Source organism: Glaciecola sp. HA4-3 (genome assembly GCF_055693685.1).
The window spans coordinates 2,832,030-2,854,953 of sequence record NZ_CM146340.1 but is presented as its reverse complement, the minus strand read 5'-3'; the positions used below and the strand labels follow the sequence as shown (position 1 = coordinate 2,854,953).

Genomic DNA, 22,924 nt, shown 5'->3' with positions numbered 1-22,924 from the left:
AAGCGTATCGGCAAATTAATGTGAAATGTTAATCTCAAGTAGCTTGTGCAATTATTATATTGAGCTCGATAAAAAAGGAATGTTTTGGTTTTATCTGACAGCTATCAGCGACAATTTGAATACTTAAGGCTATCAATTACAGATGTCTGTAATTTTTCGTGTCAATATTGTCTGCCCGATGGCTACCAAAAACGACACAACACAAAATTCTTAAGCCTTGATGAATGTCAGGCCGTGATTGATGTTTTTGCTGAGTTAGGAACAAGAAAGCTCAGAATAACGGGTGGCGAGCCCAGCTTGCGCAAAGATCTACCGGACTTGATATCATACGCTGCGCAACACAACAAAATTATGAAAGTCGCTATGACGACGAATGGTTACCGTCTAGACAAATATGCCCATACTTGGAAACAAGCCGGTTTGGATAGTATTAATATCAGTGTTGATAGTTTTGATCCGCGACAGTTTTCACAAATTACTGGTTCAAATGACCTTGTTAGTATCCTAAATGGTGTCGAACAAGCGCTTTCGCTAGGCATAGAAGTAAAGCTGAATCTTGTGTTAATGAAGCAATATAATGAACAAATATTAGATCAAGTTATACGCTATATAGCAGATAAACCAGTAGTATTTAGATTTATAGAGCTGATGCAAACGGGTGACAATCATGCCTTATTTGAGAGTCAACATGTATCAAATGTTCATATTGAATCTGCGCTATTGGAAAAGGGCTTTGTTGAAATTAATAAGCCTAAGTTTGGCGGACCTGCAAGACAGTTTTCACATCCGGATTTGTTAGGTAAAGTAGGTTTGATTAGCCCTTATGAACGCAATTTTTGCGACAGTTGTAATAGACTGCGTGTCTCTGCACTGGGCCATTTACACTTATGTTTGTTTTCTGAATCAGGTCAAGATTTACGCTGGGGACTTGAACCGAAGATGCATGACGAACTAAAAGATTATATTAAGTCACTTATGCCAACTAAAAAACCGAGTCATTTTTTACATGAAAAGCAAACGGGTGCAACATCTCATTTAGCGATGTTAGGTGGATAAACGTATGACCGCTTTTGCTAATGCAATCTTACAAGGTAATGTACATTGAGTCTTGAAATCTCAAAAAAGGGGCAAATGCTTGAGGCCTTAATCAATGCTTCAACAAGCTGTTTTTTATTAGTCAGTAAAAGCGGCAAAATCATCTATGTTAACGATGCCGTAAACGAAGTATTCGGTTACACGGCAGTTGAACTTGAAGGTGCCCATCTTAATCGCTTAATTAATATTAACTACCATGAAACGCATAATGTCCACTTCGTCGATTTTTTAAGACGAGGAAACGAACGTTTGATGGCCGGCGGAGATTCACTGCCTTGGTCTGCACAAAGATGGCTCCACCATTTATGTCAGTGTTGGACTTCGCTTTTTAGATTACAACGGTGTTGAGCATGTTTTAGCGACTGTGTCGCCTGCAGCGAAGCTCAATGAAGTGAACAACTCTTTAAAGCGAAGTCGTACAAGTCTTGAGCGAAAAATTGACGAAAACAAACGTTTATTGCAAGTGGCGCAAGACAGTAACGATGGCGTGATGCTACTTGATGTAAATCATAAAATAACTTGGGTAAACAATACTGCCAAGAATCTCTTGCAAACTAAGCCGGCAAAGCTTATATCCTTGTTTATTGAAGAAATAGTGGCGCCGACATCGACTAAAAAGCATGTGAAGTCTCTAAAGCATGCACTTAGCGCCGGGAAATCGTTTTCAGGGGAGTTACATCTAAGTTATCAAAAAAGCCCAAAAGTTAATGCTGATATTAGTCTGCAGCCCGTGTTCGAATATGACGAGTTACAAGGTTTTGTCTTTACCGCTAAAGATGTAACACACCGACGCAAGCTTGAAATGCAAATGCGAGAAAACAATGAGTTGTTAGAAACAACGGCGCGCATTGCTAACTTAGGCTTCTATACGCTAAATATCGAAACCAATGAGCTCAATTGGTCAGAAGAAGTATATAAGATACATGACTTACCATCTCATCAAAGCATCACGGTTGAAAAAGCAATTGAGTACTACGCAAGCTCCGCTCGTCCTATAATTGAAGAAGCGGTAGAGCGCTGTATAACGACCGGAGAGCCTTTTGACTTAGAGCTTCCTTTTATTACAGAGCGTAAGCGAAATATCTGGGTACGAGCCGTTGGTTATGCTGATTTTTACGATGGCAAACCGACAGTGTTAAAAGGTGCCTTTCAAGACATCACATATATGCGGCAAGCGGCAATTGATGCCGAACAAGCTATAAAAGTAAAAAGTAGCTTTTTGGCTAATATGAGCCATGAGCTCAGAACTCCCATTAGCGGCATACTTGGCGCGTCTGAATTGCTCAGTAAAACGGATATCGATAGCTCACAAGGGCAATACATTGAAGCGATTAGCCACAGTGCCACTAGTTTATTATCGCTTGTCAATCAGGTACTGGATTTTGCCAAATTTGATTCAGGTAGTTTCCAACTGCACAAGCGCACATTTGATATACGTCAATTGCTACAAGATAAAACGCAGATCCATGAGCTAGCAACCCAAAGTAAAGGGTGCGAATTTATTTACGATATTGACGATAGTGTTCCGCAAGTGCTATACGAGGATGCAGAAAGGCTCGCTCAAATCATTAATAACTTATGTTCTAACGCCGTCAAATTTACCAACAAAGGCAGTATTACACTATCGGTGAATCTAACTTCAGATAATACCCTTTTATTTTCGCTCAAAGATACCGGAATAGGTATAAAGAAACACGATATTGATAAGCTTTTTACCGAGTTCCAACAGGTCGACACTTCATACAGTCGTGTGCATCAAGGCACAGGTTTGGGCTTGAGTATTTCAAAGCAACTTGTGGAGTTGATGGGCGGGAATATTTCGGTTCAAAGTGTTTATGGTAAAGGGAGTGAATTTACGTTCGAAATCCCTTTAAGTGATAAGCCAAGTGATACAATTTTAACACAAGAAAAAGTGACACTACCCAATACGCTGGTATTGCTAAAAGACGAAGATGCAATTTCACAATGGAGTGCTGTTGCAAATGAATATAGACTTAAAATTAAACCTATTGTAAATATTTCTGAGCTTATCAATGCCATTAAAAGTGATACACAATGGGGCTTAATAGTTATTTGTGCTGTGGCCGATGAAAGTCTCCTTGAGACATTCATTGCATCAATATGCCGTGTAAAAAGTCCTCACCAAACACTTGTTGTTAATACAGATTTGTTATCAAAAGAAAACACACGCTTTGAAAACAGTGTTTTGTTACCCTTGAACCCTGAAGGTGAAAACCACACTCCTGAAGAGCTCTGTTTGTGGCAATTGCATGTATTAATAAAGTGGTATGAACAAAACCAACGAGCGGTGTCTTTGGATTTATCGGCTAGGCGAATCATCATTGCAGAAGACAATACAATCAATCAAATGATATTTACGCAAATGCTCGAAGAAACAGGTGCGCAAGTTAAGGTGGTTGATAATGGCAAAGCCTTGCTCAGTAAGCTTGAGGAAGCCATGTATAATCAAGAGTACTTTGATTTGGTTATCATGGACTGTCAAATGCCTGTACTGGATGGTTTTGAGGCAACAAAATTGATAAGGCAACATACCGTAGAGCAAATAAAAGGAATTAGAATTTTAGCTGCAACAGCTCATGGCTTTGAAGGTGACGTTCAAAAGTGCTTTGAGGCAGGTATGAATGATGTCTTAATAAAGCCATTTAGCTCATCTGAATTAATTCAAACGATCGCTCGAAACTTTTGAGTATTTGATGCAACATAATTCACCTCATTTGTCCCCGTCGTTTGCTCATTATTGCGTTAGATATTGTTACACCTTGCTCTTAGTTCTGTTGCTTCCATTGTTGGTATTTGTTTTTCGTAAAAAAATGAAAACCGGCGAAATGGCGCTTAAGCAAAGACGATTCGGCGAACGATTTGGTGTGTTACTAAGGTGACTTCAAGAAAGGGGGAATTCATATACATTGTGTCTCTGTAGGTGAACTAAATGCGGCGTCCGGATTAATTCATAAGCTTATTGATGATACTGAGCTTCCTATTACACTAACGACTTCATCTACAACCGGTGCGGTACACGCATACAATCTTTTTAAAGAATCTGTTCAGCATAGTTATTTGCCTCTTGATTTACCGTGGTGTTTCAAAAAATTCTACGAGAAAATCGACCCTGTGTTGGTGTTGGTAACAGAAGTTGAAATATGGCCTAACATGCTGCATTACCTATGGGCGAATAACAAACACAGTGCCTTGGTAAATGGGCGCATGACATCAGTTTCTCTAAAAAGCTACCAAAAATTAACTTGGCTTTTTCGACCTAGTCTGCGCCAATTTAGTGTCATCTGTGCTCAGAGCACTGAATCCTTTCAGAATTTTTTGAAATTGGGCATATACAAGCAACAACTTGTTCTTAGCAAGAACATGAAATTTGATTTAGCAGAGCAAGCTCATGATAGAGATCTTGGTAAAAGCATCATTCGCCAATTTCGGCTTCAAAAACAACAAATACTGCTTGGGGCGTCTACTCACGAAGGCGAAGAAAAACGCCTGCTAGATGCCTACACGAGCTTAAGAGCATCCTATCCGGATATTAAATTGATCATTGTTCCTCGCCATCCACATCGTTTCGAAGAAGTATTCCAGCTACTAAACGCCAGTGAATATAATGTGCTTCGTTACAGCACAACACAAAAACCGACAAAAGAAAGCTGTGACATAGTATTGATCGATGCAATGGGCTTATTAAAAGCTTGTTATAGCTTTTGCGATATAGCATTTATTGGAGGCAGTTTTGTGCCTAAAGGCGGCCACAATGCACTTGAGGCTGCTCTTTATGCAAAGCCTATTATTATGGGACCTAGCATATTCAATAATCCAAATATTTGTGAATTGCTTGCACAACAACAGGCACTCAACATTGTAGATGATCAAGTCGCGTTGATTGAACAAGTGAGTCGCTACCTAGAGAACCCAGTATTAGCAAATCAACAGGGAAAAGCAGGACTTCAAGTTTTATTAGATAATGCCGGCGCAGTAGATGCGACGTATAAGGAAGTAAAGGGATTATTACGTGAAGAATGAACCATGGATGCAAAAAAAGGCGTGGGCGAATAATCAGATTGTTTCGTTTTCAAAATTAAAGGCTATCGTATCGTTTGTATTTTTTTGATCTGGACGGCAATTTGTTATGGATTGTTTACCCAAAAAGATGAATTGCTAAAAGAGGCAAATGAAGAACCATTTGTTTACCTAATGTTGTTATTTCCGCTTACATTAATCGCTATTGGATACATGACTTGCAAAGAGTGCTATCAGTGGAAGAAAATTGGGCCTATGCCATTAAATTTAGACCCTTTTCCTAGTTCAGTCGGAGGACATGTCGGCGGCTCTATTGATTGTAAAATACCGTATTCGTCTGATATGACTGTGAAAGTGAAACTGTTGTGCGTAAAAACAACGTTTACCAATAGTAATGATAATTCAAGGCATTCAGAGGATATAAAGTGGGAAAATGATGGTGTGTGTCATTTAAAGGCAAGTGCTAAGGGAACTAAAATTAGTTTTAGATTTGATGTTGATGATAATTTGCCGCCCAGTGATATGGTGAAAAAACGATCCTGGATATTATGGCGTGTCGAAATTAACGTTAACGACAAAATAAATAGAATATATGAAATCCCCGTTTTTAAGACTCACAAGCAATCACGATATTTGCGCAACAGCACCCAAGAGTTTACAGCAACAACACGCAATGCAGGTGACGAGTTGTCCACAATCGCTAACTTACATAAAGAAGCTGGGCGAACCACTATTTACTTTCCCGCGTTCAAGCGCCCTTCAAAAGGGATCATGTTAGTTCTTTTTGGTGGTATATTTACTGCCGCAGGTATTGGGGTGGGGATGAACGGTGCGCCACTAATCTTCCCAATCGTGTTCCCTCTTATTGGTGTAGCTGGCATCATGCTGGGCCTATCATATTTGGCTAAATCACTTTTGATCACCATTGATGAGAGCACGATAAAGTCTCAGCGAATATATTTTGGTATTAGTTTTGTCACCAAAACAATGAACATCACTGATTTTAACCAATTTACATTAAAACAAACTGCCACGATAAGTACTGGTGACAAAACAACTGTTTTTTATAAGCTTTACGCCTGCGATCATCAGTCCAACAAGTGTTTAATAGCGGAGCGTTTAAATGCACGCTCAGAAGCTCAGCTGGTACAAAATACAATTGAGCAGCTAATAAAAAAGGCCTAGTTAAGTACTAAGCCTTTTTATGATTAAGAGTATTTTTGTATTAGTCTTGTGAAGTGCTCGATTCGACTGGAAAGCCTCTATCTCTCATTAAGGCTTCGACTTGCGCATCTCTGCCTCTAAATAGTCGATAAGCTTCACTTGGGTCCATCGCATTTCGCACGGCAAACAAGTATTTGACTAGCTTTTCACCAAGCTCTTTGTCATAGAACCCCCTGGAGCATCAGCAAATGCTTCAGCCGCGTCTGACGTCAGGACTTCTGCCCACATATAGCCATAATAAGCAGCTGCGTAACCTTCACCTGAGAAAACATGGCCAAAGTGTGTGCTTCTATGGCGCATCACAACTTCTTCAGGCATACCTAATCGAGTAAGTTGTTCGCGTTCAAATGTATCAGGGTCGATTTCAGAAGGGTCAGTTGTGTGATACAACAAATCCATGATCGCCGAGGCCATATATTCGGTTGTTTTAAAACCTTCATTAAATGTTGAAGCTTGTTTGATTTTAGTCACTAATTCAGTCGGGATTGGTTCATTAGTTTTATAATGAACTAAGTAATTATTAATCACCTCATCAGTTAGCAACCATCGTTCTAATAATTGTGACTGAAACTCAGTGTAGTCGCGCACACCACTGTGGGAAGTTGGATATTCTACATCAGCGGCCAAAAAGTGTAACGCATGTCCAAATTCATGAAAATACGTTTCGGCGTCATCCCAAGAAATAAGTGTTGGTTCGCCATCTGCTCCTTTCACGAAATTTGAGTTGTTTGAAGATAGTACCGTTTTTTCACCATCAAATGTTGTGTAAGAACGATAAGTAGTTGCCCAAGCGCCTGAGCGTTTACCTTGTCTTGCGAAGGGATCTAAATACCATAAGCCTATAAACTTATTGCTTGTTTTATCATGCACTTCCCATACTTTCACATCTGGATGAAATACAGGAACCTTGCCTTCTTCAACGGCGGTAAATTCAAAGTTAAATAAGCGTCCAGCAACATAAAACATAGCTTCACGCAATTTGTCTAACTGAAGATATTGTTTTACTTCATCTGAATCAAGGTCGTATTTGGCCTTGCGCACTTTCTCAGCATAAAACCGATAGTCCCAAGGTGCTATTGTAATATTGGCACCTTCTTGATCAGCAATTGCCTGCATATCCGCGACTTCTTGTTCCACGCGTGCGATAGCAGCAGGCCATACTTTTTCCATCAATGCCATTGCATTTTCTGGGTTTTTGGCCATACGGTCTTCAAGTCGCCATTGCGCATAGTTGTCGTATCCTAATAAAGATATGCGCTCATGTCTTAGTGCAAGAATTTCTTTTATCGTTTCATTGTTGTCAAAGGCATCACCATTGTCGCCTCTGCTATAATAGGTTTCCCAGACCGTCTGTCGCAGTGCTCTGTCGGTTGAGTAGGTCAGAAATGGGTCCATTGATGAGCGAGTGTTTGTAATTGCATACTTTCCTTCTTGTCCTTTACTTGCAGCCATTGAGGCAGAAGCTGTGACAAAAGAGTCTGGTAAACCGTCTAGTTGGCTTTCATCTAGAAACAACACGTAGTTTTCTTCATCGGCGAGGATATTATTTGAAAAGCTTGTATATAAACTTGCCAATGTTTGATTGATTTGAGCATACTCTGGCTTTGTCTTCATCATTTAACAAAGCGCCATTTCGAACAAAATTGCTATATCGAGTCCATGCAATTCGCTGTTCTTCTGGTGTTCGGCTGGCCATTTCTTCACTTTCATATACTGCCTTTACGCGTTCAAATAAGGCCTTGTTTTGAATTATTTGTGAACGATAAGCCGATATTTTTGGTGACATTTCACGTTGAATCGTCCTGAATGCCTCACTGGATTTATTGCTAGACCAAATACCGTAGTATGTAAATACTCTGGATAGTTCAGCACCGTTTCTTTCCATTTCAACAATAGTGTTATCAAATGTTGGCGGCTCTGGATTGTCAGCAATCGCTTGATATTCGGCAAGTGACTTTTCCATGGAGGTTTCAAGTGCGTCTTTTAGTAACGCTAAATCCATTTTATCAAACGCAGGAACTCCGCCATATGGCCCTGAAAACTCACTCGTTAGAATATTCGTTTCAGTGACTTGCGTGTCACTAACAGCCTCGTCTGCGCTTTGACTTAAATCTTGTGGCTTGTCAGCACAAGCAGTCAAATTGGCCATCATTGCAAGAGCAACGATGCTTAGCATTGGTTTTCTCATTATCCTTCCTCATATTATTGTTATTGTTGAGCGTAAATAAAGTTAGCTTGTCATTATTGCTTTATTCACTTGGTAATTCAAAATATTAATTGCTATGGCACTTAAAAGCGTTATGCTAGATTTTTAGAATAACAACACGGCTTGTCGCATGCAAAGAGCAATATCCAAGACATTATATTCAAGTGGCTTTAGTGCACTTGTAATGTCTTTGCTGACTGTGTTGTTTGTCTTCGTACTTAAGTTGTCGGCCAACAAAGTTCAAGAAGATTTTGCAAAGCAATTTTTATCCTTAGTAATCAACATGGCAGTTGAAACAAAGGATAATTTAGATCAACTCAACGAGATTGATTCACAGCTATGCAGTGAGAGTAAATTGCGCACTATGCATCAGTTTTTGTTTAGAAATCGTTATGTTAAAGAGATTGGGTTTTACAACAACGACAAATTAATTTGCACGACGAGTTTAGGAGTATTGCAAGAGCCGCTAGATTTTGGAGAGCCTGATTTAATTGCTTTATCAACACATGAAGTTTGGTTACAAAAAAATATAGCGTTATTTGAAACGCCTTACGAGGCCTTTGTCGTTAAATGGAAAGACTATCACGTTGTATTAGACCCAATTGACATAATATCTCGTGGTACTGACGATTTTGAGTGGCAATGGGTCTACAAGGACCCTAATCAAATGGCTCCTTTATTTGGCACTGAGTCGTTGTTTTTAGAAAACCAAGCACAGCAAACACCTTGATATGCTAATGCTCACACCTTATGTTCAGACCAAGTCACTTATTGCGTTGCAACACGATATTATTTGTTTGCGAATTTTACGTTTTTGCAGTTTGTTCTAGCCAGCTTCTTATTTGTTGTTATTTCAATTATGGTGTATTGGCTTGGCAGCTTGGCTTACGAGTTATACTACTCGAATGTACAAAGAGCACTTAGAGGACTTAAAACCAAAAGTTATTATCCTTTATTTCAACCCATTGTTGATTTGGAAACAGGCAACATAATTGGGTGTGAAGTATTAGCAAGGTTTACGGATAATTTTGGCCAAATGATGCCCGACGAATTCATCCCAATGATGTTAAACGAGAAGAAAACGGTCGAATTTACAACGGTTATCTTAAAAGCCAGTTTAAGGCAATTACTACAGTCAAATGCTTTGCCTGATAAGTTTAAGGTTAATGTCAACATCTTTCCAAATGATCTGAACTTTGAAAATTGGGCAAAACTGTCCCAAAATGCTCAACTATTAAAATCACGTTTTCAGTTGTGTTTTGAGGTCACCGAAGATGAACCTTTTAAAAGCAGTGAAGCTAGGGACGTCATCAAACGAATTAAGGCATTAGGTATTGAGATCGCCATTGATGATTTCGGTACAGGTTATTCTAACTTGAGCCAGTTGCAGAGTATTCCGTTTGACTACATTAAAATCGATAGAAGTTTCTGCTTAGGGCTTGAAAATAGCACATTCCGAGCAGGTGTGATCCCGCAAATTGTTAGTATCGCATCGTTATTAAAAGTCCCCACTGTTGCTGAAGGGATAGAAACAGATAAGCAACGCCAAGTGTTGGTTAACAAAGGCGTTAAATATGGGCAAGGTTATTTCTTTGGCAAACCAATGCCATTAGAGGAGTTAGGAGCCTTGGTTAAAGAGCAAGCTAAAGCGATGTAGTGTGTACCTAATTAAAGACAACGGTTTTGTTATCACATACAATTACACGTTGCTCTAGGTGGTAACGTAAGCCATTTGCAAGCGCACTTACTTCACATCGCTTTCCTTTTCTAACCATATCATCACTGCTGTCACTATGTGAGATCCGCATCACCTCTTGCTCAATAATTGGCCCTTCGTCCAGTATGTCAGTAACATAGTGACAAGTTGCGCCGATTAACTTTACCCCGCGGTCATAGGCTTGTTGATAGGGTTTTGCACCGACAAAAGAAGGCAAAAAGCTATGGTGAATATTAATAATTCGGCCCGCCATTTTTTGGCATAGTGAGGAGGGAATGATTTGCATGAATCTAGCTAAAACCGTTAAATCAACCTCGTAATCCAGTAGAAGTTTCTCAAGCTCATGAAATGCGCTTTTCTTGTCACTAAAATCAATATAGTGAAACGGCACGTTGTACCATTTTGCGAACTTTTCCATTTCTGGATGATTAGCAATGATACAGGGAATGTCACAAGCCAACTCTCCGGTATGCCAACGATGTAAAACATCATTTAAGCAGTGTGATTCTTTACTGGCTAATAATGCGACTTTTTGACGATGTTCTGAATACGTCAATTGCCAGAGTCATTTCAAACTCTTTTGCGATACCAGCAAACTGTGTATTGAATGCGTCTACCGTCATCAAGAATGAATCAGCATCAAATTCATGGCGCATGAAAAATCGCTTTAATTGGTGATCGGTGTGATGACTAGCTTCTAAGATACTAGCTTGATGAGACGCCAAAAACTGTGACACTGCTGCAACAAGGCCTACTTGGTCTGGGCAATCAATGACCAGTCTAAACGTATTATGCACATTACCTCCAATATTAGTTGTTAAATCATGCGCTTAAAAAATAATCAAAAAAATTATGAACTGACAATATCAAGTTGCGTAAAAAATAGACGATATAAGACTATAGTCTTAGGGGGTTTATGAATCATTATATCCAAAAAGCATTGCAAACATACTGTGATGACACACAAACATCAGAAGCTAAAGCAACGGCACGACAAATACTGATCAATGCAGGAATGTCGATGCATGACCTTGAGCGCGCATCGCATACTGGCGCAGAACAATTTGAGCTTTACCTTTTTGCTGCATAAATTCTGACTTTTTTCGTAACAAATATCTTATCGAGTTTAGTATCACATTTTTTTAGTGTGGGTGTCACAATGTTGATATAGGTCAGCTTTTGAGCTTCATTTTCGTCATTTGTGCAAATAATCTACTAAAGTCTCATTACGTCATAAACTTTTAACCTTTATAACATATTCTTAGTATGCAAGATCCATTCGTATGAATTATAAATAAAGGAAAAATGAAATGTCGAGAGTTGCTTTAGTAACAGGTGGTACACGAGGTATTGGTGAGGCGATTTGCACAACGCTTAAAGATAAAGGATACACTGTTGTCGCTAACTATGCAGGTAATGATGACGCAGCAAAGGCGTTTACTGACCGTACAGGCATTCCAACAGCAAAGTTTGATGTGGCGGATTTTGAAACCGTACAAACTGCGATTGCAGATATTGCCAGTCAGTATGGTCCTGTAGATATATTAATTAACAATGCTGGTATTACCCGAGACGGGACGATGCACAGAATGTCCTTTGAGAAATGGGATGCAGTTATCCAAACGAATTTGGCTTCGTGTTTTAATACTAGTAAAGCAGTTATCGAGAGTATGCGTGAAAGAGGCTTTGGTCGCATCATTAACGTGGGCTCAGTTAATGGTCAAGCTGGACAGTATGGCCAAGTAAACTATGCAGCAGCTAAATCAGGTATCCATGGCTTCACTAAGGCACTTGCACTAGAAAATGCAGCAAAAGGTATTACGGTAAATGCTATAGCCCCAGTGCTATGTTGATACTGATATGGTAAGAGCTGTACCTGAGGATGTACTTGTTAAAATTATTCGTACTATCCCTGTTGGTCGTTTGGGCCGCCCAGAAGATATCGCTAACAGTGTTGCATTTTTAGTGGATGACGAATCAAGTTTTATTACAGGTTCAACATTGTCAATTAACGGTGGTCAACATATGTATTAAGCGTATCTTAAACGCTTAATACATAGTTTATGTCGTTTGAAAAGGCGCTTACTTGCAAAATTATAGACCAAGGTAAGGGCCTTTTTAGCCTAATGACTTATGATGCTATCAATTGTCGCAGGTGAAGGGAACCCATCTGCTACCAGTCCATTGTCAGATTGATAGCGCCTAATGCCTTCTCGGGTAGCAGGACCCATGATCCCATCAGCGCCTCCAACATCATAGCCAAGTTCATTGAGTTTTCGCTGTAGATTGGCCATTGCAGCAATGCTAAAACTAGGAATATCGGGTAACTGAACACTTAAGCCTGTCCCTCCTGCAATCATATTCGCCAGCTCACCTACTGCGATCGCGTAAAACTCAGAATTGTTCCATCGCATAATAATATTAAAGTTTTGATAGCTTAAAAATGCTGGACCACTATGCCCTGCAGGGACGCGAAGTTTAGCTTTTACTTCACTGTCAGGTAAGTCAATTCCTTGTGGCATTGTAATGCCAAGCGATTTCCATTCTATGAGCGTTTTAGTTGGACTGTTGGCTAAGCTGTAGTCAAAATCTGGTGGAATAATGACTTCACGACCCCAGCGAAGTCCTGGTTCCCAGCCTAATTTCCATAAAAAATGAGCAGCAGAGGCAAGTGCATCTTTTTCACTTCCAAATAAGTCAATGACACCATCATCATCGCCGTCAATGGCATAATTTGTATAGGTTGTAGGCATAAATTGAGTATGCCCCATTGCGCCAGCCCATGAACCAAGCATGTTTTCACGACTTAATGTTTGGGTCTCCATTAATTTCAATGCAAGCATGAGCTCTGTAGTGAAAAATTTACTGCGTCTTTCATCACAAGCAAGTGTTGCCAATGAGTCAAGCGTGGACATATTTCCTTTGTAGCTACCATAGTTGGTCTCTAAGCCCCAAATTGAAATAATATAGTGCCCAGGAACACCATATTTGTTTGTCAGCGTTTTAAGAAAATCTTTATATTGTGCGTATTTCTCACGGCCCCTATCGATTCGCCATTGATTAACTCTTTTTGAAAAATAACTGGGGAAAGTAGAAATAAACTCAGGTTGGCTCCTGTCTAGCTCAATGACTCGAGGAATAAAATTCATACGAGGAAATTCACGATCAGCAATGGCCTTGCTAACGCCACTATCAAGCGCAACTTGTTTTTTATCACGTAAACACTGTGCAAAGCCAGCTTGGTTTTTTGCGATAGTTTGTGCAACATCATCGTTTTTTGTAAAGGCAGATACACTTGTTTGTGTTATCACAAAGCTAATAAACAAGAGAGCCTTGCAAACGACTGATTTTAAGGAATGTTGATTGTTTTTATGTATAGGTGACGTAAAACTATTAGCGTTATTCAAATGACCGTCCTTGGGGGCGATATTAAGGCGTTTTCATTTAGTCCAACTGTACCCAGATTAAGTTCCAGGTACAATTAATTATTATAAATATTGACTAATAAAATCGGTAACAACGGGCCGAATATTTTTACGATACATCGAGCCACTAAATATGCCGTAATGACCCGCACCAACTTGTATGTGATGTTTGCGCATGTTTTTAGGTACATTGACACAAATATCTTGAGCGGCTTCTGTTTGTCCTAAACCACAGATGTCGTCGTTGGCACCTTCAACCGTCAACAGGGCGGTATTGTCGATAGCACTAAAATCAACCGCATCGCCTTGATAGGTAATGGTTTGATTAGCAATCTCGTTATTTTTAAACACCCGCTCTATGGTTTCTAGGTAAAATTCAGCTGGCATGTCTAGTACGGCCATGTATTCATCATAAAATGCTCTGAATCTATCGGCATCTTCTTGTTCGCCAAACAATAAATTTTGGAAAAAGCCTGCGTATTTTTTCATGTGATTTTTTTGATTCATTGAAATGAAACCACCTAACTGCATGAACCCGGGATAGACTTTGCGGCCAGCGCCTGGATAGCCAGAAGGTACTTCCATAATCGCGACATTTTTAAACCATCCCATCGGACGAGTTTGTGCAAATTCATTCACTCTAGTCGGATTTTTGGTGGTATCTAATGGACCTGCCATGAGTGTTAAAGACTTAGGTGTATTTGGATTTTTATCTTTTGCCATTACCGCAGTTGCAATCAATGCTTGAACAGTGGGCTGACATATTGCAATTACGTGCGTGTCTTCACCTAGAAAGTTTATAAAATCTATTAAATAAGATACATAACAGTCAAATGAAAATGGCCCAGCATCCAAGGGGACTTCCCGTGCGTCAGCCCAATCGGTAATATATACTTCATGGCGAGGGATAAGCGCCTCAACCGTTCCTTTTAACAAGGTCGCATGGTGTCCTGATAGGGGAGCAACTAATAACACTTTAGATTTGTCTGTATGACCAATCAGGTCAAAATGGACTAATTCACAAAAAGGTTTGGCAAGTACGACTTTTTCTTCCACTTTATAAGTACCAGAGCCGTCAGCGGCCTCAACCTGATCAATTTCAAAGCCTAGCTTGTCATATCGTCTAGTGAGACGCATTGCGGTTTCTAACGAGGCATTGGCTAGACGTCCTGTCCAAGTGTATGACCAAGGATTTGAAGGGTGAGTTACCATATCGTTAACGATACTAAGTCCTTCATTCATCATTTGGCCCGTGCGAGCTAAATAATCATAGGTCTGATAATGCATGGTTTGCCCCTGTTGTGTTATCTACACTTTCTACGTTAAACATTCGATTTCTATAGACTAAAAAACTCCAACCACATATTGCTAAGAGATTTCTCTACTGCTTGTGATTGGAGTCAGATTAAGTAATGTAACACTACTCAAATTAGTCTTCTATTAAATTGATGTCATTTGACATCTAACAGACTATTTAGCGGCAGTTGCTTCAGTTATTTTAGAAGACAATTCTTCACTCATGTCTTTGAGCATCGCGCCTGCTTTTTGTTGTGCTTCAGATACCAAGGTATAAGTGTCTTTTGCAGACTCAGTAATGGTCTCTTGAAGTGTTTCTAAATAGGCTTTTTGTGCTTCAGCAAGGCTAGTAACATCTTTTTGTTGGCCTGCAGTTTCAGCAAATGATACACCGTTTGTTAAAAGCGTAGTGAATAAAGCGTTCTGCTTTTCCGCTAATTCTTGCAAGGTGTTCATATTAAGAGTTGCTAACTCAGTTACTGGCTTTAATGACTCTTTAAATTGGTCGTTTACTTTATCAAACATAATGTTCTCCATTAGGGTATCGGTTTTAAATTAATGATTACTCAGCAGCTTTTACGTCTGCAGGTGAAAGTTTTGCTACGGATTTCGCAGCGCTTGTCTTTTTGGCGGCGTTAACGTCGCTTTCTGTTTTAATCGTTTGTTTTTTTACTGGCGCTTTAGGTGCCGCTTTTTGAGCAACTAATTTCTCAGCGCTAGGCTTGGCTGGTGTTGCTTTTTTGGCCGGCGTTTTTTTCGCGCTTGGTTTAGCAGTAGCTTTTGGCGTTGCCTTTGGTGTTGCTTTGGTCTCAGCATTTGCGACAGGCTTTTTAGTTGCTGTTTTATTAGTAACAGGTTTTTTCGCAGCAGGTTTTTTGCTCGCTGTTTTCTTTGCTGCCGGTTTCGCAGCCGGTTTAGCTTTGACTGGTGTAACAACAAGTGGCGTACCCGCTACAACACTCTCTTGAGCTTTATCAAAAGCACTCTTTGTTTCACTGCTCACTTTTTCTAAACTGTCTTTTATTAAATCAGTCATTTCAGCTCGAATACCGTTTAATTCCGAATAAGTCAGTTTAGATGCACTTGTTACTCGCTCTCTAAGAGATTCGGCATAAACTGATTGCGCTGCAAGTACACCTTTCAACTCCTCTTGAGAAGATAGGTTTTCAACTAGTTTTTTGCTATCAGAGATAACACCAGAAAAAAGTGCTGTTTGTTGTTTTGATACGAGTTCAAGTGTTTTCGCATTCATTTCGAAAAGACTCGCGACAGGTTGTGCCGATTTTTTCATTTGCTCTGAAAACTTGCCAAACATATTCTTATCCTCAATATATGATATAAATCTTTGTTCGAAGGCTTACGCGTAGCGAGTTGTGAGTCGTTATTGTTTTCGCTAATTGCTGCGCTGCAACATCTAATATGTTCAAATAATAATCGTTTTTAGGATAAGATCAAGAGAAATTTTGTTGCGGTGCAACATTTTTTTGATTTTAGTCAATAATGAGAAGTTAAAGCATTGATTTTAATTGTTTTATTTTTTGTTTCGACCTTTGTCGTAAGACCATGTATTCATATTTTGTTCCATGATTTTACTAAAAATACCCATAGGAGAGTTGTCTACAACATTTTTCATCAAGCCTTGCATCTTTTCTTGCTGTGACATAAATTGCACGATGCTTTGCTCAAGATATTGACGTACATATACTTCCATGTCTGAATCGTAAAAACGGATTAATTGCTTGAGTAATACATCGGTTAACAATGATTGGTGTTCATCCCCCTCAGATTCCGTAATAATCTGTAAAAGCACGCTTTTAGTGAGGTCATTACCACTCTTTGAATCAACAATTTTAAATTCACTATGTTGATTGATCAGAGTTTTAATATAACTTAAGTTCACGTATTTACTGTTTTCAGTATCATACAGACGTCGGTTTGGGTATTTTTTTATTGTTATCAAGAAATCTACGCCTTAAAGAACAGCTTCGTTAGGCCTTTTAGCCTAACTTAATTTAGTCGTAAAAACATCCATGTTTTATCATTAGCAAGCATTAGCCGCTTTGACAATGGTTTATTCTAAGCGCCGTAGAACATATTCACCCGGTGCGTCGCCAAGCGCAGGTAGGTTCTCATAAGCGCCTGGAACCGGTGGCTTAGTGCGTTTGCCTGATTGAGGTTTTAGCCAATTATGCCAGTCGACCCACCATGAACCTTCTTGTTCTTTAGCATTCACTATCCACTGTTCGGCGGTCGCGGGTACATCATCATTTGTCCAATGTGGATACTTGCCACCTTTAGTTGGATTGATCACACCGGCAATGTGACCAGAACCTGCTAAGACAAAACGCGATGGGCCAGAAATAAGCTTAGTGCCTTCATAAGCGCCTTGCCAAAGGACAATATGATCTGCAATAGTCGATAAGAAATAAGTAGGGACATCAATATTGGCTAGGTCAATACTGACACCATCAATCTCAATAGCACCAGGTTCACGTAACTTATTCTCCCAATACGTCAATCTAAGATATTGCTTGAAGCATGCAGCGGGAATGTTGGTTGAATCACTATTCCAATAAAGAATGTCAAAAGGTGCTGGATCTTTACCTTTTAAGTAGTTGTCGACAAAGAATGACCAAAACAGACTATTCTCACGCAACAAACTGAAACTCATTGCAATAATACGGCCGTCAAATACCCCTTTGATTTCAGCGTTTTGCTCAATCATCCCTAGCATATCTTCAGATAAGTAATTAATGACTTCGCCGGGTTGACTGAAATCAAGCAAGGTAGTTAATAAAGTAAGCGAGTTTACACTGCTATCACCTTTGCCTCTTAAATAGGCGGTGGTCAGTGAACTTAAAGTACCGCCAACACAAAACCCCGTTAGATTGACTTTATCTTTACCTGTAATTTCTTTAACCACATCAATCGCGGCAATAGGTCCTTTGTGCATATAGTCGAACAGGTCTTGATCAGCCAACTCAGACTCAGGATTGACCCAAGAAATCATAAATACGTTATAACCACTATCAAGTAAGCCTCCTACCATCGATTTTTTTTCATCAAGATCCATAACGTAGTATTTGTTGATAAAAGGAGGGGTAATTAATACTGGTATTTGATGGCAGGTTTTTTCGCGAGCATCATAATGCAACACTTCAATTAATTCGTTTCTATACACCACTTTTCCAAGCGTATTGGCAAGATTTTCCCCCAGTGTAAATGCTTTAGCATCACTTTGGCGCATTTTGAATGCTTCTAAAGGGCTTTGTTCTAAATCCTCTAGATATGCTTGCATGCCTTTTAAGATACTTTGGCCTTCAGTTTTTAATATTTCTTCACAAACTTCGGGATTCGTTAGAACAAAATTGGTAGGAGATAAAGAATTGACATATTGGCGCGTAAAAAACTTGGCTTGCTCAGCCTCTTTTTCACTACTAAATTCTACCGCATCGACCATATTGGTAATCATATCAACATTAATAAGATAAGACTCTTTAATGTAATTGAAGACAGGGTTTTGTTCCCAATCTTGGTGACTGAAGCGTCTGTCTTTACGTTTATTTGTGTCGTGGGAGGCATCTACCTTTTGACCCATCAGCGCTTGAGAAGCCTTTTGCCATAGCTCACTTTGCTTTTGCATATATTGTATTTGCTGATTGAAAAGCTTGCTGGGATCAATTTTTGTATCGCCAGATAATAGTTTTTGAAGTTTCTCTAAGTCACCAAGCATTGGGCTAGGTTGTTGGTCTCCAATACTGGCACGCTTAACAATATCTTCAGCGACAGAATTAAATATTTTTGAATACTGTTCAATATACTCAAGTACTTTACTTTCTTCAGTGCCCATATCAATTTCCTTAAATATAGTTTGTAATCATTTAGTAAAGGCTCACTATAATGATGTTAATCTTTGCCTTTATTGCCGGCTTTTAAAAAATTAGCCATTAAATTTTGGTACGCGGCAAAACCTGATACACCTTGCTCCATAGTAGGTTTAATAAATGTTTCAAACGCCGCACTTGGATCTTTTTTACACTTTTCGAGCATGTCATCTGTAATTGAAGTGTGTAAATCGCTAAAATCTGGTAATCCAAATATTTCGCGTGCTTCGCTTGGCGAAAGATCTATTTCGATTGTTACTTTCATACGCTACCCTTTTTGTGTGGCGAAATAATGAAATACCAACATAGTTTGCTTGGTTGAACTAACAGGCTAAACCTAGGCCTAAGCCATGTCTAGCTTTTTAGACTAAGGTATCAGCGAAAGGTAAAAAAGTAGAACGTCAATTTGCAATAAAAGCGGGTGGCAATGACTATGGGTAAGAAAACAAAAGAAAAAAACAAAAACACCTTAGCAGGACAATATAGCAACACTATAAGGAATAACATTGGTTTCAAAAAAGTCGCCAGCAAGCTCGGCTAAACAAAAACGTACTCCATCTAAATCACGGGCTAAACCGCGGGCAAAACGCATATCCAAAAAAACGGCACAAGTACCTATGAGTCGCAAACTAATGGGTATTGCGTTGTCACCTCTTGTTTGGATAAAGCACCATTTTTTTAAGCTTAGTGTATTGTTATTAGCGTCACTTGGCGCATATTTATTTTATATTGATGCTCAAATTAAACCTCGCTTCGAAGGAAATAAGTGGGAAGTACCCGCACAGATTTATGCACGTCCATTGGTGATCAATACAAAACAAGAAATCAGTGCGCTTGAAATTAAAGATGAATTAGACCTATTGGGCTATCGTCAAAATGCCATAGTTGATGAGGTCGGTGAATTTTCAATGCATGCTAATCACCTGCTCATTTATCGACGTACCTTTTACTATCCAGACAATATATATCCAGAACAAGTAATTAAAATATCTTGGGACCAAGAAAGAATTAGCGATATTGAAGTACTTGATGGTCAGAAAAATGTACTGCGCAGACTCAAAAAGACAAGTTTAGAGCCATGGCTGGTATCGCGCCTAGTGGATGGTTTGTCGGAAGATCGTATGCTGATGCCTGATACACAGATTCCAACGCTACTAAAAAGCGCGTTGATAACGGTTGAAGACAAAAATTTCTATCAACACCATGGTGTCGCCCCCTTATCAATCGCTAGAGCATTTATGGCCAATTTAACGGCTGGTAGAACTGTACAAGGTGGCAGTACGCTCACGCAACAACTCGTTAAAAACCTCTTCTTAAGCCGCGAACGTTCTTATATTCGTAAATTGCGAGAAGCAGCAATGGCCCTAGTGATTGACTTTAGGTATAGCAAAGAAGAGATTCTTAACGCGTATATTAATGAAGTCTTTTTAGGTCAAAATGGGGCAGTGGCAATACACGGCTTTGGCTTGGCGAGTCATTTTTATTTTAACAAGCCCTTAGACGAGCTTGAAATTGAAGAAATTGCGACTCTAGTTGGGATGGTTAAAGGTCCTTCATACTATGATCCAAAACGTTCTGTTGAGCGAGTGACACAGCGGCGAAATCTAGTGTTACGCTTGCTATTTGAAGCAAACGAGATTAATCGTTTTGAATATGAACAGGCGATTAACGCCCCATTAAGCACACATGACAATCCAAGCCTAGCATCGGGTAAGCATCCTGCTTTTATGGATAAAGTTAGAAACGAGCTTAGCAAAGTTGTACAAACTCAAGAGACTCGATTGTCTGGGGTCAAAGTATTTACTACCCTGGATATCAACGCTCAGCGCAGAGCTGAACAAGCATTGCGTGACGTAATTAGCGAAAAGGCTGAAGCTTACAAAAAGCCTGATTTAGAAGGGGCGCTGGTGATGTCGGATATAGCCTCAGGTGGAATAAGAGCGATTGTAGGCGGAAAAAATACAGAATTTGCAGGGTTTAATCGCGCGCTAAATGCGTATAGGCCCATTGGTTCCTTGATTAAACCCATTTCGTATCTACGAGCGCTTGAGGAGCCGGCTAGATTTAACCTTGCCACTATCATAGAAGACAAACCGATTAGCTTTGATGATGTCAAAGGTGAACGCTGGCACCCAATGAATGCCGATAAAACGTTTAGAGACCAAGTCAGCTTACTTGATGCATTAGTATATTCATATAATGTGCCTAGCGTAAATATAGCCCAAGCTGTTGGATTTGATGAAGTGGTAAATACGCTCAATAGGGTCGGTGTTAATCGGGAATTTACTGCTTTGCCTTCTGTTGCTTTAGGCGCGGTTGAACTGTCACCTTTTGAGGTTAATCAGGCCTATCAGACCTTGTCTAACAATGGTGAAATGCGGCCGTTGTATTCTTTGTACGCAGTTAGTACGCATGATGATGAACTTATTTGGAAGTTAGAGCCAAGTTTTCAACAACGTACCGACGAAGATGCAACCTATTTGTTAAATTATGCCTTGCACAAAGTGACTCTTGATGGCACTGCAAAGCGTATAAAGACTGAATTTCCAGCAACCAACATGGCAGGTAAAACGGGGACGACAGATGATTACCGAGACAGTTGGTTTACAGGGTTCGATAGAAATTTAGTCACCAGCGTTTGGTTAGGTACAGATGATAATCAACCAATTAATATGTCTGGCGCTAGCGGTGCATTATCAGTATTTATTGAGTTTCAACGTTTACAGTCGCCAAAAACATTGGTCAGGCGCTTTCCCGATACCCTTAGTATTGCACATTTTAATCGCTTAACAGGGGAGCGCAGTTTTCCAGGTGCCCAGATGTGATTAGCTTACCAGCAATAGAAAAGGGCTTAGAAGAAGCAATTGAATGTGACAATATGCCTGCGTTGCCAAACGATACAAATAGAAAGAAAACATGGTGGGAACGCTTATTTAGTGAATAAGCGTCTGGTTATGACCAAGCAAACATTTAAGAGTGAATAGACATGATATATCAATTAGGTGAAGATAAAGTACAGTTAGGTGAAAACGTTTATGTTGCGCCCGGTGCCCACGTAATGGGTAAAGTTGAGTTACAAAATAATAGCAGTGTTTGGTTTAATGCAGTCTTGCGCGGTGACTGTGATTTGATACAAGTTGGAGAGGGCAGTAATGTCCAAGACGGGTCTATTTTGCACACAGACTATGGCTTTCCAATGCTCATCGGTAAAGGGGTCACCATTGGGCATAAAGTGATGTTACATGGCTGCCAAGTAGGTGATTTTTCATTGGTCGGCATCAATGCCGTTGTGTTAAATGGCGCCAAAATTGGCCATCATTGCATTATAGGCGCGAATGCTTTGGTTACCGAAGCAATGGAGATTCCTGATTACTCTTTGGTAATTGGCTCGCCCGCTAAAGTAGTTAAACAACTCAGCCAAAAGCAAGCAGCTTTGCTAGAAAAGTCAGCTTTGCACTATCAAGAAAATGCGCAACGTTTTGCAAAAGAGCTCAAGCCTCAACGCGATGACTAAGCGCGCACCATAAATAATCAAAAATATCCCCATGCACCATCTTGGTGCTTGGTTTGTCTCCTACATCCCCACTATATGTAGCTAAGTGATTGAAAATAAATATATAAAAGAGTTGGCATTGCTTTTGTATTAGGTGTTTGACAACACATTTTAACTCAATCGCAGGAGCAACATATGAAATTAGTCACTGCAATCATTAAGCCCTTCAAGCTAGATGATGTTCGTGAAGCCATATCAGAGATTGGCATCGACGGATTGACAGTTACCGAAGTAAAAGGCTTTGGTCGTCAAAAAGGCCACACCGAGCTATATCGCGGAGCAGAATACCAAGTTGATTTTTTACCAAAAGTGAAACTTGAAATCGCGATAAAAGCAGATCAAGTTGACCGTCTGGTTGAAGCCATAGTAGGCGCAGCTAAAACGGGCAAAATTGGCGACGGTAAAGTATTTGTTTACGACCTACAACAAGCCGTACGTATTCGTACTGGTGAAGTTGATGGCGAAGCCTTGTAATAAGCACATCCT

At 39.8% G+C, this 22,924-nt stretch carries 19 protein-coding genes and 4 pseudogenes; 14 read left to right on the top strand and 9 right to left on the bottom strand.

What is annotated here, in order from left to right; genetic code table 11:
- The first annotated feature begins 84 nt into the window (after nt 1–84).
- The 6 genes and pseudogenes from moaA to ACZ1G6_RS13700 all read left to right on the top strand — a co-directional run bounded on the left by moaA (nt 85) and on the right by ACZ1G6_RS13700 (nt 6,318).
- A complete protein-coding gene (moaA, locus tag ACZ1G6_RS13725) occupies nt 85–1,056 on the top strand; it encodes a GTP 3',8-cyclase MoaA (RefSeq protein ID WP_472616794.1) in 972 nt (323 codons plus the stop codon).
- Between the two features lie 45 nt (nt 1,057–1,101).
- Complete coding sequence (locus ACZ1G6_RS13720) at nt 1,102–1,443, top strand: PAS domain-containing protein (RefSeq protein WP_472616793.1); 342 nt, start codon at nt 1,102–1,104, stop codon at nt 1,441–1,443.
- 43 nt (nt 1,444–1,486) lie between these two features.
- On the top strand, nt 1,487–3,802 hold the full coding sequence (locus tag ACZ1G6_RS13715; RefSeq protein ID WP_472616792.1) for an ATP-binding protein: 2,316 nt from the start codon (nt 1,487–1,489) through the stop codon (nt 3,800–3,802).
- A gap of 209 nt (nt 3,803–4,011) precedes the next feature.
- Nucleotides 4,012–4,476 (top strand): annotated as a pseudogene (locus tag ACZ1G6_RS13710) (glycosyltransferase N-terminal domain-containing protein); the annotation flags it as partial.
- Complete coding sequence (locus ACZ1G6_RS13705; protein WP_472616791.1) at nt 4,477–5,136, top strand: 3-deoxy-D-manno-octulosonic acid transferase; 660 nt, start codon at nt 4,477–4,479, stop codon at nt 5,134–5,136.
- Nucleotides 5,137–5,247: 111 nt separating this feature from the next.
- On the top strand, nt 5,248–6,318 hold the full coding sequence (locus ACZ1G6_RS13700) for a hypothetical protein (RefSeq protein WP_472616790.1): 1,071 nt from the start codon (nt 5,248–5,250) through the stop codon (nt 6,316–6,318).
- A 40-nt stretch (nt 6,319–6,358) separates the two neighbouring features.
- On the opposite strand, the pseudogene ACZ1G6_RS13695 reads toward ACZ1G6_RS13700, so the two are convergent.
- A pseudogene (locus ACZ1G6_RS13695) lies at nt 6,359–8,545 on the bottom strand (M3 family metallopeptidase).
- A gap of 148 nt (nt 8,546–8,693) precedes the next feature.
- Here ACZ1G6_RS13695 and ACZ1G6_RS13690 point away from each other — a divergent pair.
- Together ACZ1G6_RS13690 and ACZ1G6_RS13685 are read left to right on the top strand one after the other, a co-directional pair.
- Nucleotides 8,694–9,293 carry a CSS-motif domain-containing protein gene (locus tag ACZ1G6_RS13690; RefSeq protein ID WP_472616789.1) on the top strand — a complete coding sequence of 200 codons (600 nt, stop codon included), beginning with the start codon at nt 8,694–8,696 and terminating at the stop codon, nt 9,291–9,293.
- Between the two features lie 150 nt (nt 9,294–9,443).
- Nucleotides 9,444–10,220, top strand: a complete 777-nt coding sequence (locus ACZ1G6_RS13685) for an EAL domain-containing protein (RefSeq protein WP_472616788.1) — start codon at nt 9,444–9,446, stop codon at nt 10,218–10,220.
- 7 nt (nt 10,221–10,227) lie between these two features.
- Here the strand turns inward: ACZ1G6_RS13685 and purU are convergent.
- Nucleotides 10,228–11,077 (bottom strand): annotated as a pseudogene (purU, locus tag ACZ1G6_RS13680) (formyltetrahydrofolate deformylase).
- 119 nt (nt 11,078–11,196) lie between these two features.
- On the opposite strand from purU, the gene ACZ1G6_RS13675 reads away from it, so the two are divergent.
- The 3 genes from ACZ1G6_RS13675 to ACZ1G6_RS13665 all read left to right on the top strand — a co-directional run bounded on the left by ACZ1G6_RS13675 (nt 11,197) and on the right by ACZ1G6_RS13665 (nt 12,314).
- Complete coding sequence (locus ACZ1G6_RS13675; RefSeq protein ID WP_472616787.1) at nt 11,197–11,370, top strand: hypothetical protein; 174 nt, start codon at nt 11,197–11,199, stop codon at nt 11,368–11,370.
- A gap of 220 nt (nt 11,371–11,590) precedes the next feature.
- Nucleotides 11,591–12,133, top strand: a complete 543-nt coding sequence (locus tag ACZ1G6_RS13670; RefSeq protein WP_472616786.1) for an SDR family NAD(P)-dependent oxidoreductase — start codon at nt 11,591–11,593, stop codon at nt 12,131–12,133.
- Nucleotides 12,134–12,140: 7 nt separating this feature from the next.
- Nucleotides 12,141–12,314 carry an SDR family oxidoreductase gene (locus ACZ1G6_RS13665; protein ID WP_472616785.1) on the top strand — a complete coding sequence of 58 codons (174 nt, stop codon included), beginning with the start codon at nt 12,141–12,143 and terminating at the stop codon, nt 12,312–12,314.
- An 89-nt stretch (nt 12,315–12,403) separates the two neighbouring features.
- Here the strand turns inward: ACZ1G6_RS13665 and ACZ1G6_RS13660 are convergent, their stop codons facing one another.
- The 7 genes from ACZ1G6_RS13660 to ACZ1G6_RS13630 all read right to left on the bottom strand — a co-directional run bounded on the left by ACZ1G6_RS13660 (nt 12,404) and on the right by ACZ1G6_RS13630 (nt 19,150).
- On the bottom strand, nt 12,404–13,687 hold the full coding sequence (locus ACZ1G6_RS13660) for a lytic murein transglycosylase (RefSeq protein WP_472616784.1): 1,284 nt from the start codon (nt 13,685–13,687) through the stop codon (nt 12,404–12,406).
- An 81-nt stretch (nt 13,688–13,768) separates the two neighbouring features.
- Nucleotides 13,769–14,992, bottom strand: a complete 1,224-nt coding sequence (locus ACZ1G6_RS13655; RefSeq protein ID WP_472616783.1) for a polyhydroxyalkanoate depolymerase — start codon at nt 14,990–14,992, stop codon at nt 13,769–13,771.
- A gap of 183 nt (nt 14,993–15,175) precedes the next feature.
- Complete coding sequence (locus ACZ1G6_RS13650; protein ID WP_472616782.1) at nt 15,176–15,526, bottom strand: phasin family protein; 351 nt, start codon at nt 15,524–15,526, stop codon at nt 15,176–15,178.
- Nucleotides 15,527–15,563: 37 nt separating this feature from the next.
- Nucleotides 15,564–16,316 (bottom strand): phasin family protein, encoded by a 753-nt coding sequence (locus tag ACZ1G6_RS13645; protein WP_472616781.1) that lies wholly within the window; start codon nt 16,314–16,316, stop codon nt 15,564–15,566.
- A 216-nt stretch (nt 16,317–16,532) separates the two neighbouring features.
- Nucleotides 16,533–16,961, bottom strand: coding sequence for a polyhydroxyalkanoate synthesis repressor PhaR (phaR, locus tag ACZ1G6_RS13640; RefSeq protein WP_472616780.1), 429 nt, complete (start codon nt 16,959–16,961; stop codon nt 16,533–16,535).
- A 111-nt stretch (nt 16,962–17,072) separates the two neighbouring features.
- On the bottom strand, nt 17,073–18,851 hold the full coding sequence (locus tag ACZ1G6_RS13635; protein WP_472616779.1) for a PHA/PHB synthase family protein: 1,779 nt from the start codon (nt 18,849–18,851) through the stop codon (nt 17,073–17,075).
- 56 nt (nt 18,852–18,907) lie between these two features.
- Nucleotides 18,908–19,150, bottom strand: a complete 243-nt coding sequence (locus ACZ1G6_RS13630) for a DUF6489 family protein (protein ID WP_472616778.1) — start codon at nt 19,148–19,150, stop codon at nt 18,908–18,910.
- 352 nt (nt 19,151–19,502) lie between these two features.
- Between ACZ1G6_RS13630 and mrcB the strand changes: the two are divergent.
- From mrcB to glnK, 3 genes and pseudogenes are all read left to right on the top strand, one after another.
- Nucleotides 19,503–21,829, top strand: a pseudogene (mrcB, locus tag ACZ1G6_RS13625) (penicillin-binding protein 1B).
- Nucleotides 21,830–21,871: 42 nt separating this feature from the next.
- On the top strand, nt 21,872–22,399 hold the full coding sequence (locus tag ACZ1G6_RS13620; protein ID WP_472616777.1) for a gamma carbonic anhydrase family protein: 528 nt from the start codon (nt 21,872–21,874) through the stop codon (nt 22,397–22,399).
- A 174-nt stretch (nt 22,400–22,573) separates the two neighbouring features.
- Entirely contained in the window at nt 22,574–22,912 is a 339-nt protein-coding gene (glnK, locus tag ACZ1G6_RS13615) for a P-II family nitrogen regulator (protein WP_472616776.1), read from the top strand.
- Nucleotides 22,913–22,924: the final 12 nt, after the last annotated feature.

Excerpts from the sequence above, each read along its gene's own strand:
- ACZ1G6_RS13705 (WP_472616791.1), top strand. The coding sequence starts at position 4,477 with ATGAAATTTGATTTAGCAGAGCAAGCTCATGATAGAGATCTTGGTAAA.
- ACZ1G6_RS13630 (WP_472616778.1), bottom strand. The coding sequence starts at position 19,150 with ATGAAAGTAACAATCGAAATAGATCTTTCGCCAAGCGAAGCACGCGAA.
- glnK (WP_472616776.1), top strand. The coding sequence starts at position 22,574 with ATGAAATTAGTCACTGCAATCATTAAGCCCTTCAAGCTAGATGATGTT.
- ACZ1G6_RS13665 (WP_472616785.1), top strand. The coding sequence starts at position 12,141 with ATGGTAAGAGCTGTACCTGAGGATGTACTTGTTAAAATTATTCGTACT.
- ACZ1G6_RS13635 (WP_472616779.1), bottom strand. The coding sequence starts at position 18,851 with ATGGGCACTGAAGAAAGTAAAGTACTTGAGTATATTGAACAGTATTCA.
- ACZ1G6_RS13620 (WP_472616777.1), top strand. The coding sequence starts at position 21,872 with ATGATATATCAATTAGGTGAAGATAAAGTACAGTTAGGTGAAAACGTT.
- ACZ1G6_RS13645 (WP_472616781.1), bottom strand. The coding sequence starts at position 16,316 with ATGTTTGGCAAGTTTTCAGAGCAAATGAAAAAATCGGCACAACCTGTC.
- ACZ1G6_RS13675 (WP_472616787.1), top strand. The coding sequence starts at position 11,197 with ATGAATCATTATATCCAAAAAGCATTGCAAACATACTGTGATGACACA.
- ACZ1G6_RS13690 (WP_472616789.1), top strand. The coding sequence starts at position 8,694 with ATGCAAAGAGCAATATCCAAGACATTATATTCAAGTGGCTTTAGTGCA.
- ACZ1G6_RS13655 (WP_472616783.1), bottom strand. The coding sequence starts at position 14,992 with ATGCATTATCAGACCTATGATTATTTAGCTCGCACGGGCCAAATGATG.
- ACZ1G6_RS13650 (WP_472616782.1), bottom strand. The coding sequence starts at position 15,526 with ATGTTTGATAAAGTAAACGACCAATTTAAAGAGTCATTAAAGCCAGTA.
- ACZ1G6_RS13670 (WP_472616786.1), top strand. The coding sequence starts at position 11,591 with ATGTCGAGAGTTGCTTTAGTAACAGGTGGTACACGAGGTATTGGTGAG.